Source organism: Paraburkholderia azotifigens (genome assembly GCF_007995085.1).
GTDB classification, from domain to species: Bacteria; Pseudomonadota; Gammaproteobacteria; order Burkholderiales; family Burkholderiaceae; genus Paraburkholderia; species Paraburkholderia azotifigens.
Genome location: NZ_VOQS01000002.1, coordinates 1 through 15,865, shown reverse-complemented (window position 1 = coordinate 15,865; position 15,865 = coordinate 1). Strand labels below are relative to the sequence as shown.

21 protein-coding genes and 1 pseudogene are annotated in these 15,865 nt (G+C 59.6%); 5 read left to right on the top strand and 17 right to left on the bottom strand.

Annotated elements, in window-relative coordinates:
• Positions 1-9: 9 nt before the first annotated feature.
• Positions 10-405, top strand: coding sequence for an Hsp20/alpha crystallin family protein (locus FRZ40_RS16830; RefSeq protein WP_147234868.1), 396 nt, complete (start codon positions 10-12; stop codon positions 403-405).
• 65 nt (positions 406-470) lie between these two features.
• Positions 471-893 (top strand): annotated as a pseudogene (locus FRZ40_RS16825) (TCP-1/cpn60 chaperonin family protein); the annotation flags it as partial.
• Positions 894-1,327: 434 nt separating this feature from the next.
• Here FRZ40_RS16825 and FRZ40_RS16820 read toward each other — a convergent pair.
• The 14 genes from FRZ40_RS16820 to FRZ40_RS16755 all read right to left on the bottom strand — a co-directional run bounded on the left by FRZ40_RS16820 (position 1,328) and on the right by FRZ40_RS16755 (position 12,128).
• Positions 1,328-1,588 (bottom strand): DUF2274 domain-containing protein, encoded by a 261-nt coding sequence (locus FRZ40_RS16820; RefSeq protein WP_147234867.1) that lies wholly within the window; start codon positions 1,586-1,588, stop codon positions 1,328-1,330.
• A gap of 48 nt (positions 1,589-1,636) precedes the next feature.
• Positions 1,637-2,653 (bottom strand): ATPase, T2SS/T4P/T4SS family, encoded by a 1,017-nt coding sequence (locus tag FRZ40_RS16815; RefSeq protein ID WP_147234866.1) that lies wholly within the window; start codon positions 2,651-2,653, stop codon positions 1,637-1,639.
• Complete coding sequence (gene virB10, locus FRZ40_RS16810) at positions 2,650-3,804, bottom strand: type IV secretion system protein VirB10 (protein ID WP_147234865.1); 1,155 nt, start codon at positions 3,802-3,804, stop codon at positions 2,650-2,652. The genes FRZ40_RS16815 and virB10 overlap by 4 nt, the downstream gene beginning before the upstream one ends.
• A complete protein-coding gene (locus tag FRZ40_RS16805) occupies positions 3,801-4,694 on the bottom strand; it encodes a TrbG/VirB9 family P-type conjugative transfer protein (protein ID WP_205019789.1) in 894 nt (297 codons plus the stop codon). The genes virB10 and FRZ40_RS16805 overlap by 4 nt, the downstream gene beginning before the upstream one ends.
• 2 nt (positions 4,695-4,696) lie before the next feature.
• Complete coding sequence (locus tag FRZ40_RS16800) at positions 4,697-5,428, bottom strand: VirB8 family type IV secretion system protein (protein WP_205019787.1); 732 nt, start codon at positions 5,426-5,428, stop codon at positions 4,697-4,699.
• Positions 5,425-5,616: a hypothetical protein gene (locus tag FRZ40_RS16795; RefSeq protein WP_147234864.1), complete on the bottom strand. Its 192-nt coding sequence runs from the start codon at positions 5,614-5,616 to the stop codon at positions 5,425-5,427. Before FRZ40_RS16795 ends, FRZ40_RS16800 begins: the two co-directional genes overlap by 4 nt.
• Before the next feature lie 43 nt (positions 5,617-5,659).
• On the bottom strand, positions 5,660-6,826 hold the full coding sequence (locus FRZ40_RS16790; protein ID WP_147234863.1) for a TrbL/VirB6 family protein: 1,167 nt from the start codon (positions 6,824-6,826) through the stop codon (positions 5,660-5,662).
• A 10-nt stretch (positions 6,827-6,836) separates the two neighbouring features.
• Positions 6,837-7,100: an EexN family lipoprotein gene (locus FRZ40_RS45750; protein ID WP_147234862.1), complete on the bottom strand. Its 264-nt coding sequence runs from the start codon at positions 7,098-7,100 to the stop codon at positions 6,837-6,839.
• 11 nt (positions 7,101-7,111) lie between these two features.
• The gene (locus FRZ40_RS16780) at positions 7,112-7,819 is read right to left on the bottom strand and encodes a TrbJ/VirB5 family protein (protein ID WP_147234861.1); all 708 of its coding nucleotides are present in this window, start codon (positions 7,817-7,819) and stop codon (positions 7,112-7,114) included.
• A gap of 10 nt (positions 7,820-7,829) precedes the next feature.
• On the bottom strand, positions 7,830-10,436 hold the full coding sequence (locus tag FRZ40_RS16775) for a VirB4 family type IV secretion/conjugal transfer ATPase (RefSeq protein ID WP_240057205.1): 2,607 nt from the start codon (positions 10,434-10,436) through the stop codon (positions 7,830-7,832).
• A gap of 61 nt (positions 10,437-10,497) precedes the next feature.
• Positions 10,498-10,830: a VirB3 family type IV secretion system protein gene (locus FRZ40_RS16770; RefSeq protein WP_147234859.1), complete on the bottom strand. Its 333-nt coding sequence runs from the start codon at positions 10,828-10,830 to the stop codon at positions 10,498-10,500.
• Entirely contained in the window at positions 10,830-11,108 is a 279-nt protein-coding gene (locus tag FRZ40_RS16765; protein WP_147234858.1) for a TrbC/VirB2 family protein, read from the bottom strand. The genes FRZ40_RS16770 and FRZ40_RS16765 overlap by 1 nt, the downstream gene beginning before the upstream one ends.
• 7 nt (positions 11,109-11,115) lie before the next feature.
• Entirely contained in the window at positions 11,116-11,421 is a 306-nt protein-coding gene (gene korA, locus FRZ40_RS16760) for a KorA family transcriptional regulator (RefSeq protein ID WP_147234857.1), read from the bottom strand.
• The gene (locus FRZ40_RS16755; RefSeq protein WP_147234856.1) at positions 11,418-12,128 is read right to left on the bottom strand and encodes a lytic transglycosylase domain-containing protein; all 711 of its coding nucleotides are present in this window, start codon (positions 12,126-12,128) and stop codon (positions 11,418-11,420) included. The genes korA and FRZ40_RS16755 overlap by 4 nt, the downstream gene beginning before the upstream one ends.
• A gap of 178 nt (positions 12,129-12,306) precedes the next feature.
• Here FRZ40_RS16755 and FRZ40_RS16750 point away from each other — a divergent pair, with 178 nt between their 5' ends.
• A complete protein-coding gene (locus FRZ40_RS16750) occupies positions 12,307-12,735 on the top strand; it encodes an H-NS histone family protein (RefSeq protein ID WP_205019785.1) in 429 nt (142 codons plus the stop codon).
• Here the strand turns inward: FRZ40_RS16750 and FRZ40_RS44055 are convergent.
• Positions 12,732-12,869 (bottom strand): hypothetical protein, encoded by a 138-nt coding sequence (locus FRZ40_RS44055; protein WP_158647010.1) that lies wholly within the window; start codon positions 12,867-12,869, stop codon positions 12,732-12,734. The two genes, FRZ40_RS16750 and FRZ40_RS44055, sit on opposite strands and share 4 nt — an antisense overlap.
• A 128-nt stretch (positions 12,870-12,997) precedes the next feature.
• Here FRZ40_RS44055 and FRZ40_RS16745 point away from each other — a divergent pair, with 128 nt between their 5' ends.
• The gene (locus tag FRZ40_RS16745) at positions 12,998-13,294 is read left to right on the top strand and encodes a conjugal transfer protein (RefSeq protein ID WP_147234855.1); all 297 of its coding nucleotides are present in this window, start codon (positions 12,998-13,000) and stop codon (positions 13,292-13,294) included.
• Positions 13,295-13,471: 177 nt separating this feature from the next.
• Here the strand turns inward: FRZ40_RS16745 and FRZ40_RS16740 are convergent, their stop codons facing one another.
• Positions 13,472-13,879, bottom strand: a complete 408-nt coding sequence (locus FRZ40_RS16740) for a hypothetical protein (protein WP_240057204.1) — start codon at positions 13,877-13,879, stop codon at positions 13,472-13,474.
• A gap of 753 nt (positions 13,880-14,632) precedes the next feature.
• On the opposite strand from FRZ40_RS16740, the gene FRZ40_RS16735 reads away from it, so the two are divergent.
• A complete protein-coding gene (locus tag FRZ40_RS16735; protein ID WP_147234854.1) occupies positions 14,633-14,872 on the top strand; it encodes a hypothetical protein in 240 nt (79 codons plus the stop codon).
• A gap of 690 nt (positions 14,873-15,562) precedes the next feature.
• On the opposite strand, the gene FRZ40_RS16730 is transcribed toward FRZ40_RS16735, so the two are convergent.
• On the bottom strand, positions 15,563-15,865 hold a 303-nt coding region (locus FRZ40_RS16730), incomplete at its 5' end, for an RES family NAD+ phosphorylase (RefSeq protein WP_147234853.1).

The window sequence follows — 15,865 nt, the reverse complement described above, 5'->3', positions numbered from 1 at the left end:
GAGACTGCCATGAGCGAAGAAACCCAAGTTGCCACGCGTGAACCGCAAAACGTGTCGGCCAGGAGCACGGCCGCGGCGTTGATCCCGCCCGTAGACATCGTCGAAGATGAGACGGGAATTACCATCACCGCCGACCTACCGGGCGCCTCGAAGGACCGCCTCGCAATCAAGATGGAAGGTGAACACCTGCTGATTGAAGCAGAGGCTGCCGTCGCGGCGCCGGAAGGTCTGCAACTGCTTCACGTCGAAATTGGTGAGCCGCGCTACCGCCGAGCCTTTAGATTGAGTCGCGAACTGGATGGCTCGAAGATCGAAGCCAGCTTGAAAGACGGCGTCCTGACGCTACGCATTCCACGCATTGAACAGGCGCAGCCGCGACGGATCGAGGTGCAGGTAGCGCAATAACGACGAGCAGTACCGGGGGCGGGGCTTCACTCGGCCGCTAATGTAACTTGTGGGGGAGTCTGCACATGGCAGCCAAGAATGTCATTTACGGTGACGCGGCCCGCACCAAGCTCGTTGAAGGCGTGAACATTCTTGCCAACGCGGTGAAGGTGACGCTGGGGCCGAGGGGCCGCAACGTTGTACTCGAGCGCAGCTACGGTAGACCGACCGTCACGAAAGACGGTGTGTCGGTCGCGAAGGAAATCGAACTGAACGACAGGCTGCAGAACATCGGCGCACAACTGCTCAAGGAAGTCGCATCGAGAACGAGCGACGAGGCTGGCGATGGCACCACCTCCGCTACCCTTCTCGCGCAAGCGATTGTCCGAGAAGGCTTGAAGTATGTGGTCGCCGGGCGGAATCCGCTCGACCTGATGCGCGGCATCGACAAGGCCGTGGTCGCCGCGATCGAGGAGCTGAAGAAGATCAGTCGGCCGACCACCACCAGCGGCTAGCACTTCAGACAGCTCTTTGAAGTGCGATGAACGTTTCTAAAGACCGACCCGGGGGCAGCCGCCGGACTGGGCTCGAAAGGCCGGTGAAAAGGGAATAGCGGACGCTGGGTGTGCGAACCTGGATGGCCGACTTGGGTCGCTCGCCGACGTTCGAAACACCTTGTCTAAACGCGTGGTCACGTACGAAACAATCCGAATTTTGAGGCCACCCTGTTTACGGTTTTACGCGGCGCGCTCTGCACGCTGCGGCACCGGAACAACGTCGATCGGTGAATGCCGAACAGTGCGGCGATTTCCTGCATGCTCGCGTTGCCTTCGTCCGCGAGGCGATAGATAGACAGATAGATAGATAACCCATTGTTCCAGCGGGCCGCATTCGGCTGGCTTAAGTAGCGCCTTCCTCGCCTCAGCCTGCAGCCGGCAAAAGTTCAGGCCTGCGTGCGATCGCTGGTCACCTTCCATGTCTGGAAGGCTTTGTCGCGTTTCATGTGCTGGATAAGTACCTGCTCGATAATGAAGTCTAGTGATACTTCGGCGCCATTCATGTCCTGATAGGCACGCTGGTAGGCGAGCAAGTCGGCGTGTACATCCTGCGGCAAGCTGGCTGTGACCTTCGTTTTTTCAGGTTCGCGCTTGACGATCGGCAGCAGCAGGCGCGACGACGATTTCCGGGCGGTTTTTTCACTCATGGTCGTTTCCTCAGTATGTGCGACGGATCATGTGCATGAGGCGCCCCGTCACCTGGCAGCGTTCTGCTTTTTGAAAAGCGGGTCGTACAGCAGCTCAACAACGTCCCAATCCTTCATGTAGATAATCAGATCGAGCGTCGCGTGAATCGTACGCAAGATCATCTTGTAGTCGAGCATCCGTCCGACTTCAGAAGACTTCACAAGGTCCGCGATGCGGCCCGGCGTTTCGGCCGCGCTGTTGGAGTGCGTCGAGAAGATGCCCCCGGGATGACCGGTGTTCGCGCTCTTGATGTAGTCCCACGCTGCATCGTCGCGCAGCTCGGTCAGGAAAATGCGGTCCGGCGACAGCCGCATGGTGGTTTTCAGGCACTCCCGCGCCGATAGACGGCCTTCCTGTTCTCCGTACACGAGGTAGCCGATTTCGTCGTGATCGTCGGACCCAACCTCGTGTGTGTCCTCCAGAATCAGCACCCGTTCACTGCGCGGAACATACTTCAGGAGCGTGCGTGTGAACGTCGATTTTCCCGAACCGGTCGCGCCGGCGATAGCGATGTTGAACTTGCAGGTGATGGACTGTTTAAGAAAGCGCACATAGTCGCCGCTATCGCGCAGGGCAATCATTTCCTCTTCGAACGGTGTGAGCTTCAGGGAGTCCGCAAACGTGCGGATCTGTAGCTTCTTGAAGCGCCCTTCTGCATCAAGCTCTTCGAGCGACTTGTCGACGGCCAGATGCTTCCGGATCGCGATCAGCACCGTTCCTTCGAGAACGGCCGGCGGCCAGCAGATGACGCCGCGCGAGCCGTCCGGCAACAACACATCGTTGACGGGCCGGCGCGGCAGGCCGTTGGCGTTCAACAGCGTGTTCGTGAGCTTTTCGAGATACGACCGGGTAAGAAACGGCGCATCGTGCAGGACGCGCCCCTTCGTGGTCGCACACACGAGCTGGCCGAAACGGTTCACACGCAGCTCGTAGATGTTGGGGTCGCTCAGGTACTCATTGAGCGGCCCCAGCGTCGAGAGCAACGAACGGTTGTCGAAATACTTGATGTTTGCAGGTGCGTTCATAATTGAGGCTTATCCATGGAGAGCGTGTACACGTCACTGAAATCAAGATCACGGCGAACGTAGATCATCACGCGGTCGCCCTGCTGGTCGTACAGCGTCGGCGGTATGTCGATCGTTGCGCGCAGCGCCTCGGCTGCAAGCTGGTTGGACGTGTTCGACGTGTTGTCGAGATTGAGATAGGTATTGCCGTTGCCGGACTTGTTCGTGCTGTTCGCGGCGACCTGCACGAGGGCCTGTCCGACATCTGAAAACACGGATATGAACATGGCACCGCCGAACCGGGTCCAGAAATGGGTATCGACCTGGCCGGGGATACCGGAGCTGCCAAGGGCGTTCGTGCCTGGGCTGTCGATGTTGACGAGGGTGTTGTCCGGATTGCGCACGCGAGTCCACAACACAAATACGCGGTTCTGGCCCATCTTGATGCCGCTGGCAATCTCGCCGTCGACGTGTGCGCCCTTGTCGACCAGCTTGACCTTGCCATCAGCCGAATAGACGTCGCTGCTAACCTGGCACGACACCATACCGGGCTGCGTGGTATCCAGCTCGGTCTTGGTGCCACACGGGATCATGACGCCGCTCGGCACCGTGAGGCTCGGGTGCGCGAGCATGGTTGCGTTGACCGCTTGCGGCCGTGCGGCGGTCGTGGCCCTGTCGAGCGTGTCACTGCTCTGGCTGACGCGCTGGACGGGCGACCCACCCGGCGGCGCCGGCGGGGTTGCACCGGTGTCGGTTTGTGCGCCGGCACCCTGCGCGTTGCCTGTTCCGCCCTGGCTTCGCCCCAGGCGGCGCAGGTTAGCCAGTTCCTCCGGTGAGGCCTGCTGCTGGCCTTGTGCAGCGACCTCCGTGCTGATCGCAGGGGCACGGGCTGCCTCCGGGGAACTGCTCGGTAGGGCATTCTCCGGCGTCTCGGTGAAGTGACGTTGAGGTAGCGCGCCGGCGAACGTCTGGTCGCGCTTCGAGCTGGCCGGGTCCGCGTCGGGAGCTTTCGGATGCAACGCGTGCCACGCGAGAAAACCGATCAGCGCGAGAGCCACCACGACCATCAGCAGAAGAAAGGCAGCAAGGCCCGGAACAGACCGCCTGGGACCAGCCACGAACGGCTGCCGGCCGTCCGGTACGGATTCGGGCGTGTCGTGACGGTCGGTCATCGGTTATCTCCATTGTCCTGTTTGAGCACCCGCCGAACGTTGGGCGAAACCGTACCGCTCGGGTTTGCGCCGAGCGCGGGATTGAAGTTCCGGTTGAGGACACCGATTACCTTGCCGCCCGACCGGACTCGCCACTCCCTGGCAACCAGTTCGGCGACGATGATGTTGTGGTTCGTCCCTTCGATATGGACGTTAGGTACGGTTTCCTTGCCGCTGGCGCTGATATAGGTGATGGTCGGCAACTCGGCGTTCGGGAGGAACTTGAAAGACGTGAAGCGATAGTTGTCCCACACGTTGACGGGGGTGATATCGTTCATCGCCGGATCGTAAGACCGTTCATAGCTCATGTTCACCAGCCCCTGATCGGAAGCCGTCGCGAGTGCATCCTTCACGCGCTGCGCGTTCGTCTTCGCGAGCGCCGCGCGGCGGTCGTCGTCCGGATAGTTGTAGTTCAACGCGATCGTTGCCGAACGCATTGCCCACGGCGTTCTGATGAAGCTCCCGGCCGTGTTGCCGGCACTGCCATCGTCGGCCTTTTTCGAGCCAATGAAGTGCAGCAGCAGGTGATACACGCGGCGATCGGTAACCAGCACCAGGTTCGTGTCGCTGTTCGCCTGCGTGGGCTGCACGAAAATGTGATTGCCGTTCTGTGAGAGCGCCCACGCTGCCTGGTCACCAAAGGCGTGCGTAACGTACCGCTCGCCAGGTGCAACCGTAATCGTCAGCGCGAGGCCAATCACGCAATTGACTTCAACGGTATCGATCGGGTTGTAGGTGATCGACTTGATGCGATGATCGTACGGAGAATCTTTCTTCGGGCCGACGGCCCATGCGTGCTGCACGCCCGTGAACGCGAGCGCGGCAAGCAAGGGAATCATTGCAAGGCGCATGCTCAATTCTCCGTAGCCTCGGCGTTCGGCCGGAAGGCCAGCACCTGCAACCCAAACGGGTTGATGAAGCGCTGCTTCGCGGTCATGGGCCTGGTTGCGTACCTGTACGCAACCGTCGCGATCCAGTATTTCGACGGCTCATCGCTCGGACGGGCACGATACTTTCTGGTTGTGGAGTAACGCACCGTCGCGATGCCGTGGTCGCGATCGAGAATGACCGACGAAACGTTGACCCGGGTCATTTCGGTATCGCCAAGCTTCTTGTCGGGCGCGTCCGCGCCGTTCCAGAGTTTCTGGTACCTGTCCGCAACCTCGCCGGTTGCCGTTAGGCCGATGAAGTCGTAGTCGGCCTGCGCCGAGTAGAACTCATAGCCTTCGTGGTGGATGACAAACTGGGCAATCCAGTAGCTATCAACAACCTCGCCGTAAGACGTGGTTTCGTCTGGCATCAGTGACACCTGCTGGACTGCGCCCGTCTTCGGGTCCATGACCAGCATGTGTTCCGGAATCGGCTGGCTGTAACGCCAGATGACGAAGCCTGCCAGGGCGAGCGAGAGGAACCCGAAGCCGATGGCCGAAGCGCTGACTTGCCACGCCCGCTTGCGCGATGTCAGGACTTCATCAAGCAGATCGACTTCGAGGCCTTGACGCTCTTCCTTGTACTTCTCAATGTCGTTTGCGGTGATCGGCGTCACGCCCGACTTCCCCGGTTTTCCAGGAGCCAGATTCATCATCGTGCGGTTCCTCCTGCATTTTTCGACATGAGCGACTGCGGCGTGATACGGCCCTGCAGCTCTTCGGGAATGGTCTTGTTGACGGGAACAAGCCTGGTCATGTCGGGCTCGGGCGGGGGCGTAACGTGGGCGCATCCGGCAAATGAGGTCAACACCATCAGACCGGCAGCGATATGGCGAGTGTTCATCGACTCCTCCCTGAGACGGGTTTTAGGAGCGGTTCTGCGAGCCTTAGGAGCCTCGGGCGTAACCGCTGCTGGCACTGCCGGAGCTGGTAGGTGAACTGCCGGGCGAGCTGCTGCTGCCGGAACCTGAGGACGAACTACCGCTGGAGCCCGACCCGCCGAAGCTACCGACTGATCCCTGGGAGCCTCGTGCATATGAATACCCGTCACTGGCGCCGCTGGAACTGCCGGACGATCGGCCGGCGGAACCTGACGAACCGGACCCGCTGCCGCTTCCGGTACCGCCACCGCTGCCCGAACCGCTGTTGCCGCCGCTACCCTTGCCTCCGCCATTGCCGGTCGGAGAGGGACGCGGCTGGGGAAGGTGCTGGGCGAGTTTCGTACTGACGCCGTTGGTCCATCGCGCGGCTAGATCAGGCAGGGACTTCAGGAGAACAACGGCCATAACGGTGATGATGCCGGCGGTGATGATTGCCATCAGTGCGCCTGAGTTCGGATTGGGGTTCGCCGCCGCTGAAATAGCGTTGTCGAAGAAGTGCATGAAAATTCCAAAGCTCATCGCCGTCATGGCAATGAGGAAAATGTAGTTAAGGACTGAGCCAAGCCAGTTCCCGAAGAAACTAACAAGCGGCGGGACTATCAAGAGCAGGATGAAAAATGGCCCAAAACATACGGTGATCGCCAGCAGGAATTTGGCGAGCAGGATCGAAATAGCCCCAATTCCGCAAATCAGCAGTGTGGAAATGATTACAACAATGCCGAGTATCAGCGCGACCAACCCTCGTTCTGACGTAATGCCTGCTTGATCGAACAACGTTCTCATGACCGTAAGACTGTGGTCCATCGCCGAATCGATCATGCCGGCTATGGCGCTCGTGCTGCCGCTGGCGGTAGAGCCATTCAACAGCAGCACCGACCCTAGCTCGTCTGGCAGGTGCATGGCAGTGCTCGCCAGAGTCGTTACGTACAGCCCGCCGGCACCGGCGATGGCTACGATGGCAAAATACTTGACGAACTTCTCTACGAGCTGCGACAGCGGCTCGCCGCTAGGTCGCAAGAGCGTAGCGAGGCCGTCGATGGTGAGCTGAATCGTGAGGCCAAGCGCCGCAATCGGCGCGGCCCATCCAATAATTCGACTCACATTCTCAGCAACGATTTGCGTCGTTACCGCGTCCATGTAGTTGAATATTTGGGTTACGCCATCGTAGGCCATCGCGTTTCCTCTACTTGTTGGTCAAGTTGGGCACATTGTTCGCGTCGCCGCCCTTCTTGTAATAGTCTTTGCCGTTGATATAGATATCGGACTCGGCATTGGATGCGTTCATGCACTCGGGAGTCACCGCTTTCGCGGCGTCGTCCTTGCATTGAGCTACCATCGTTTTCCGTTCCGCGTCGTGGTCTCGATACCAACTCCGCGTGTGGCTTTCCTCCTTGTTGTTGCAAGCGACGAGAACGAGAGCTACGAGAATGAGCAAACACTTCTTCATGGTGGTTATCCTTAATTGCCGGTGAGATCCGGTGCGGTGTTGGTTTCGCTGTCGTCGCCGAGCAGGTATCGTTTCTGGGCGATTGCCTGTTGCTGACGCAACAGTTGCTCTTGCGCCTGCTGCCCCATCGCCATCAGCTGAAGCTTGGCTTGCTCGCCGTGGATTGCGCCCTGTGCGGTCTGGATGCGTGCCTGCAAGTCCTCGATCTGCTTTTGCGTCGTGGCCTGTCCGATCTGCTGCGTGAGCGTTTGCATGTCGTTCAGTTCGCGCATCTGGTTGTCATAGGCCTGTTCGGTCATCGCCCGGTCATAGGCCCCCTTTGCATGGAGCTGCTGGTCGATGAATTTGAGCGCATCGCCGCGACCCATGCCGCGGATCTGATTGTCGAACTGAGAGAGGATGGACGAGGCGGAACCGGAGACGCTGGAGGTACTGTTCATCGCGTCGGAATAGACCTGACTCCAGTTCTGCGGCAGGTTCCCGCGAAGGCTCGAAATACTCATTGGCAACATGCTGCTGTAGCCTCCGACCGACCCGGTAATCGCTTCGTACTGCTGTCGCGCCTGATCGAGCTGTGCCTTTAATTGCGCGATCTGCTGCATCGCCTGAGTCACAACGGTGAGGTCGCAGGTCGGACAGGCGGTGATGATCTGCGCGTGTGCGCCGGTGCACGAGGCAGCCAGCGCGAGCGCAATTGCGGTGTGTTTCAAGAGGTTCACGACGTCTCTCCTAGTAACGGCCCGGCTTCTTACCAACGACAGCGGCGTAGTAACGAGGCAGCCACACGTCCGGATCGTCGGTGCCAAGCTCGCGAATGAGCCTTTCAAGCCGATCCGCGTTGTCCGGCGTGCCGGACAGGATGCTGAGTTCTTCATCCATGCCATCGAGCTTCATCACGGCGAGCCCTGCCTGACCGCTCTGCTTGATAAGGAATTGCCGGCTGTGCTCCGGAATGGACTTGACCGCATCGTATTCAGCTGGCGCGAGCTTCAGGCCCGCGGAGCCGATGTAATCCTCCGGGTCCGCGTCACGGTTTTCAAGCAGCATCAACGTCACCATCTGCTGGATCACGGTCTTGCCGATGCTGCTCGAAATGGCGTCATTCGGTTCCTGCGTCGAGAACACGTAGATACAGTCTTTCTTCCGGTCGTTCTTGATGCCCCGCTTGATCTCGCGAACCATGATCGGGTCATCCAGATACTGTGCAAACTCATCGAAGACCTGGATGAATCGACGCTTGCCGTCGATGGTCGATCGCACGCGGAAGTTCAGATACATCAGCATCGGCGTGCGGGTGATTGGCGCTACTTCGTCCTTACCGACGAGGAATTCCGTCAGGTCGAACGCGTTGATATCGCGCGTGCTGAAGTCCAGCGTGTCCGCGTCGTTGTCGAACAGCCAGCCGTAATCGCCGTTGCGTGTCCACGGCCTGAGCATGGCCGCCAGTGTCATCCGTTCACCTGGGCCGCGATAGGGATCGGGCAAGTGCTCCACCACGGCGGTGATGGACCGGTCGGCAAGCGGAATCAGCGTCTGTTCACCCGGGTGAGCCTCCGGATCATCGACAGGCGCCCCCATGACGGCATCGATGGCCGCCGACAGGTCGTCTACCTCGTGCTGCTCAAGTGGCTCGCCGTTCAGGGTGGTTTCGGCAAGCACACGCAACAGGCGCTTCACGAACGCGATGTAGATGCGCGTGGGGTCGAGCTGGAGAGGTTGCCATCCGGTCGGCACGCCGTCCCTAAGCACGGTGTAACGCCCCCTGAGTGCCTTGACGAGCGGATACATGCCACGGTCGCGGTCATAGATCGCCATGCGGGGACCAAGCGAAAGCTCTGTCGCCAGCGTTAACAGAACATTCAGGAGCGTCGTCTTGCCCGAACCGATGCGCCCGAAGATACCCGTCACGGCAGGCGGCCGCTTGCCGAACGAACGCTCCTTCCTGGGCGTCGAGTGGAAACTGAAAAAAACAGGTGTGCCAGTGACAGCGCGAAACAGTGCAATCGCCCTGCCCCAGGGGTTGTCCGTGGCCTTGCCGGAAAGGAAGTTGTGAAACGACGAGAAGCAGAAAAAATTCCAGCTATTGACGGGTACCGGGCGCGGCACGAACGCCGAATTGCCAGGCAGGCGGGTGTAATACGCGGCTTCCGATGCCATGCCAACCGCGCCCGCTACGACACCGCACTGGCTCAGCATGACCTTGGCCTGGCGTGCGAGTGTCTGTGCCTTTTCGGCCGTCTCCCCGACCACGTGCAGGATTCCATAGTGAAAGCCCATCACGAACCGCCCGGAAACGAGGTCATCGCGCGCATCCGTAATCTGGCTGATCTGCGAATGGCTCGGATCGCCCGTTTCGATCAGAGACAGTTGCTGGTTGCGCAGAAAGATGCGGCCGGCCGCTTTTGACATGCAGAAAAACACCTGTGTGAGAACGAATTCGAACGGGGCTTCCATCAGCAGGTTAAGCTGGCCCGGCTCGGTCTCTTCCTCGTACTCGCGGATTTCGACGGCGGCTGTGAACAGATTGCGGTCGATGGTACGGATCTGGATCACGTCGCCAAACAGCGAACTGACGGGGCGGTTCGTCATCAGGTAATCCCGGATGCGGCCCCGGCACACCGGCACCGGCGACCATTCGCCGTTCGCGAGGAACCCAAGCCATTCCAGCGCGCGAGAGAACACATGGCGCTGCGCCGGTGGTGCCGGGTGAGGTGTCGCGCCGTCATCGGCGGCTGGCAGGTTTGCGAGAAGGTCGCCTTCGATATCGTCGTCCAGCTCATCGGCCGCATCGGTGGCGTCGTCCTGTTCTTCGATGAGAATGCCTTCCTTGTCGCGGTAGTAGAGGCCGAGCGGTTCAATGCCATACGAACGCATCGCGCCGGCAAGCTGCGTGGTGATATCTTCGAGCGCCGCGATTGCCTGCTTTTGCCGCTCGTGCAGCTGCTCGCGCGAGGGCCGGTCGAAGCGGGCGAGGAATTTTTGTGTCAGGTCACCGACCGGGTTGTAGACGACCGTCAGATACAGGTCATTCGTCATCAGCGGCGTCTGTTCGAAGCGCTTCTGAAGTTTCGCGTCCAGTTCGCGTGCAAAGCGCGTCCTGAAGTTCCCGGCCGGATAGCTGTCGGTTTCGTGATGATGCAGATGCGTCCAGAACTTCACGTGTTCGTTACCGATCTGCTTCGCCACGTGGTTCAGGTCCAGCACCCATGACCTGAGCGTTTCATCATGGGCGCTCTGGTGCGTACGACCCGGGACGCGGAAGACGATCAGATATTCGGCGCTAATCGTGCTGATGATGGTGTCGGTGAGGTGCTGCGAATAGGGTATGTTCTTCACGAAGGAAGGCTCCTTCGCGAAAGTCTTGGTCTTGCTGATATTCCGGATAGCGACGGCCATGCTATTCCTCGCCTCGAATGTCGTTAATCGACGGTGCGGCGTAATCGACCGGCGAATAACTGGACCCGCCCCACAGCCGCGTGAAGGCGGATTCGTACATGTTGCGGACCTTCGTTTTCAGCCACAGACCGATGATGCGGAACATGCGGTCGTCGTATTTCGTGATGCTCCATTCGATGAGCCACATGCCGCTGAACACGAGCAGCGCCCAGAGGTGGATCACCATGAACAGGGACGCCGAAAACATGAAGGTCAGGACGAACACGTTGCGAGGGATCAGCAGCCATGTCGCGACGCGCGTCGCCCCCTTGAAGAGTGGAAATTTCCTGGCCATCAGACGAGGCCGAAGAAACCCACGATCGCCGATGCGGAGCCGATGATGATCAGGCCCAGAACCGGGTTGACTATCTGATGGAACTTGATCAGGTGGAAGAAGATGCCGGCGCCGATCGCGACGATGCCCAGAATGCACGCGGCGGGAATCCAGAGCATCACCCATGAGTGCATCGAGTTCAGTGACGACGCTCCGGTGTCAACAGCCAAGGCCTGACTCGCTGCGACCAATGCAAGGGTGCCAGCGGCGAGTTGTGCAACTTGCATGTGCTTTTTCATCTCTGGTTCACTCCACGGCTAAGGTCTCGGATTCCCATTCGAAATCGGACAAGGACAACCGGCACTCCTTGACGCCTACCTTTGTGTCGATCCAGTCGACCAGGGCGCGCAGGTCGGACCATGTCCTGGGCTCGATGTCCTTCTTCACCCGGATCGCGCACGTGTACGCCTGGCCGGCGTCGTTCTCGATGTCGAGAAGCGGTATCCACTCGCGTTTTTCGATCCGGTGGATCGCGACACACACAACCCGCCAGTCACGCAGGATGCTTTCGAGCTGGCTTTGCATCGCGAGATAAACGACTTTCTGTTTCATTGGTCTCTTTCCTTCGTTGAGGTCCGGCGTAGGTACGCGCCAATTTCGGGGTGGGCGAATGCGCCCGCTTCGATCTGACCTGCCGCACCGGACTCGCCGAGCTGCGTACGCACGTTGGACGGGGGCGGGTTCTGCTGCTGGGAGAGTTGCGCCGCGGATGGCACATGTCCGGCGGCGGCGGCGGCGTTGCTTGCGCTCGAATTGCTCGAGACGTTCGGGTCGATTGGACCATCGAGCAAGGCCGGGATTTTCAGCTTGACCTGTGCGACGACACGCTTCACGTAGCCGTTTGCAAAGCCCTTCTGCTGGTTGCCTGTGTTGTAGCAGGACAGCGCCCGCTGCAAGGCCGCCTGCCCCGCCCCTACCTGCTGGACAGCGCGCGAGTAGCAGTCGCCGAGAACCTGTGCGCCCGCACGCAGATTCGTGCAGGCGTCAAGCACTTGTGCACCGGTGACACCAAGCCTGCGAAAATTGGCCGAGTTGATCTGTGCATAGCCAACGTCATAATTCCAACCGCGCGCATCGAGCCTGGCGATCGCATCGCGGGCCTCCTGCTCGGTGGTGGGCTGACGTTCCAGGCTGTGCCCGCCATTTACGTTGATAGCGAACGGGTTGTTATGCGACTCGGCGCTGACGAGGTACGCGACCGTAAGGGGGTGCACGTCCGGCGCGCACGTGCGGGCCAACGTCAATATCTGCGGAGACAAGGTTGGCTGCGCCTCCCCGCAAGGGGAAGCGTCAAGATTGGCACGAGAGTGAGTGCGGCGTACTTATTCACACATCCTCTTACGCATAAAACGGACAGAGTATATTATGGGATCGTGATCAGTGACAGGCAAGGACAAAAATGCAAACCGGCGTCTTGTCAACAGGCAGGATGGAACCGTGATCGAGTTCGTACCTTTTCCATCGAAGACGGCCCCAGGAGGCGAAGCGCGTTATCGCGATCCAGCGAACCCCCTTAACACCTGGTCGGGTTGGGGCCAACGCCCTGCGTGGCTCGTCGCGTATCTCGACCGTGACCGGAAGCTCGAAGAATTCGCCATCCCGAACGCGACACCGATCACGAGACCGACCTATCGTGATCCAGCGAACCCGCGCAATACGTGGTCCGGTTTTGGTCGGCGGCCAAGCTGGCTCATGGCGTATCTGGACGCCGGCCGGTCGCTGGAGGAATTTGAAGTGAAAACGAAAGGATCTGAGGACATGGGACAGGTCATTCCAATTGAAACGGGTAAGCGTGTACGCCGCATGCGACGATTCGCAGTGGTGCGCGAACGCGTCGCCCGGTTTGCACCGGCGCGGTCCGTTTAATTGGTCGCCTGTTGCTTGATACCGCGTGGTTGTTTATCGCGGGAGGTCTTCGTTTTTTCGGCCGCTATATTCGTTTCGCATTGACGTGTGCTGTCCTGGTTGCACTCGTCGCGCTCGGCGTCGAGTACTTCCATCACTGGCCCCACCCCGGAATGCGGTCATCGCGACGTGCGCGGCGATTGCACTGTTAGGCCTGCGTGAAGCACTGTATCGGCTCGAACGCCTTGCGTCTGACCATCCCCCTCTGTGGAGATAGCGCACCATGAAGAAAGCCCTCTCATCCGTTCTCGCGCTTCTGCTTGGTCTGTCCGCCACGACCGTTGCATCGGCATCGTCCTGTGAAAGCCTCATCTGCATGGCCGGCAAAGTCCAGGGCCAGTCAGGCGGCGATGACTGCAACCAGGCTATCAAGGATTTCTTTTCGATCAAGCGCTACCATCACGGTCACCTTGACCTTGGCCGACAAGCGATGCACGCCGGCAGTTTCTTGATCAATGCCGGGCTCGCAGCAGAACGCAAGCAGCGTGGACGAGATCATCAGTCAGTTCGGCACGGTTGAATGACCACTGTACGTTTACACACATGTGCATGCCTTGCACCTACCTGCATTGACAGCTAACTGCATTGTCAGCTTGTATTTCTCAGTAATCCTGGTAAATCGAAGCCGACAAAAAAGGGAGAGAAGTTGACCTTCTCTCCTTTTTTGCCTTGCTGCGGCGGCTATAGAGCCTGCTCCCTAGAACCCGACTTCCTCGTCGCTGACAGTCTCATTCGAGCGCTGCGGTAACACATCCAGCGCGATGCGGACTGAATTATCTGCATTGCGCGTGCGCCGGCCAAAGACGGTCAGACGCGGTGCAGCTTCCCATTCCTTATCCGAGTGCTCGTTCTTCACGTCGGGGCTCATCGGCAGGACAACCAGGTAACCAGTGTAATCTGGTGACTTGGTGCCCTTCTTCTCGTTGCGAAAAAGTCGCCCTGAATAATGGACTTGCCCCTTCGCGCCGATCGAGAGATCGAGATACCGCGTATCCGTTCCGTTTTTTGCGTCCTTCAGGAAGGCCGACAACGGAACGGACACTCCTTCGAGCTTGATCGACCCGGTAAATGTCGGGCCATTCTCGCGGGCGTGGTCCTCGTCCACGGAAACAGCACAGCGGTGGTACGGGTAGCTTCGGTCAGCATGATGAACCTCCTTCAAGGTTATGAAAAAGAGGCCATCCGGGAGCGTCGAGAGACGGTCCACGGATAGCGCGGATCGTCTTTCGACAGGGCAAAGGTAGGACAAAGGCGGAAATACTCAAGCCTGTTCGGAATTGACCATCAGGCGATTCCGATACTCGACGATCTCGTACGGGCCACAGGCGAAGAACGTATTAAATTTTCGACGTTGCGTTGCGACAGTAATACCGTTAATTCGCCGCGTGGGCGCCGCTTCGTCGACGCCAAGGACGAGTGCGCACCGCGCGCAACCGGTTGTCCGGTCCCTGCTGCCTCCGTGTACGTACGGACCGGCAGACGGGCCGGGCGTGCCGGCACTGGCACCAATCAGGAGAAATCGACCGTGCGACCCAGCCGACCCCGTTCCTGCAACGCGATGACGTCGCGTCGTTCACTGCGACGCTCCTATGATGCAGGCCATGGCCGTCGGCACCTGCGTGAAGTTCCGGCGCTATGGCGGCCCCGAACAGCTCGTGCATCTCGACCAGCGCAGACGGACCGACTGATCGAAGGGCTGGAGTCGTACTACCGGCACGGCCGTCATACCAACTTTACGTATACCTGCACTACATCCCGAAGAAGCGCAGGCCCTGCCGCATCGCACCCATACACACGATGTGAACATGCAGCCGAAGTTCAGAGACGGCGAGGCAGGCGGATCACCCGCCGGACCGACGTGCTTCACAGTTCGCTGTCCGATAAAGGCGAGTTTCTCGTCTATGACGTCGACCTTGCCAGTGGTGAGCGGGCAGAATTCCGGCTGCACGAGTGCGTGGCCCACAACATGCTCAGCTTCATGATGAACATGATGATCAATGGCGCCCGCCTGACGGGCGAGGTTCAGGGCGCGCCTGAGCGCGACAATCTGAAAATATCACTCGCAGAGCCAATCTCCATCGGGGAGGGTTGGAATTGAAATGACGGAATTTTCTGCGGTTCCAGCGTAAACCGCTACCGGTCCTGAAGCGCCCGCCGCGCGGGCTCGCCCAAAGAGATAGGGTGGCTTCAAACGCAGTCGGCATCAGCGCGTATGCCGTCAGCAGTCTCGTGCACCGCCAAGGGCGGATAAATCGGTTCATCCCCTCGTCATCATTAACTCCCGGCACCTGTTTGGTACCAAACAGCTATCCGATAGCCATCTGGAAACACGCCCTACTTCGAGCTCATCGTTGTGGACGAAGGGCACCATGAGCGCCCGCGCGAGCACCTCCCCAAAGGGCACTTGCAGGTCAAGCGTCGTTGTTTCCGCGCCGGCCCCGCACATTCGACACGGCCTTTTCGAGGTTTGTGACGTCTTTGGGATCGAGATGCGAAAGGGGCCGGTTGAAGGCAATTAGCGCCTTGAATGTTGCTGCCGATGCACAGTTGCCGACGTGGCCGTGACCCGGGTCGGTGAGCTCGCAAATGCCGCCAATTTTAGAACGAGGTCGACCGCGGGCCGATTCACGTGAATCTTGGCTTCTGGATCAAAACGGGAGTCGGCGACAACAGGCAGGGTCAGCTGTTGCGGTTGATTGGCCATGTTAAACGAGCCTTTGCTTGCAGATCGACGCGACACCAAAGGTAAGTCCGACGAGGTGAGTCTTTTCAGGGAACGACGGTGAGCTTATTCAGGGGACGCGTTGCGTCCGCCAGCTAACAGCCGTGCGTCCCACATCACTGCCTGCGGCGTGGAGACGACCAGCCGCGCCGCGTCCGGATGCGCGGGATTGACCACGGCATTGCATTCCGCTCGCGCCACCACTGACGGCACCACCAGCACCGCCGACCGCGCCTCCTCGATCCACTGGTCGCCAAAACGGCGTGCGGCCTGCACATCCGGCGCATCCCAACCAACGGGCAGATCCTCGACGTTGACGCGTTCGATCGACACGTCCTCCGGCACCCGCGCTTCGACCCATACGTGGTG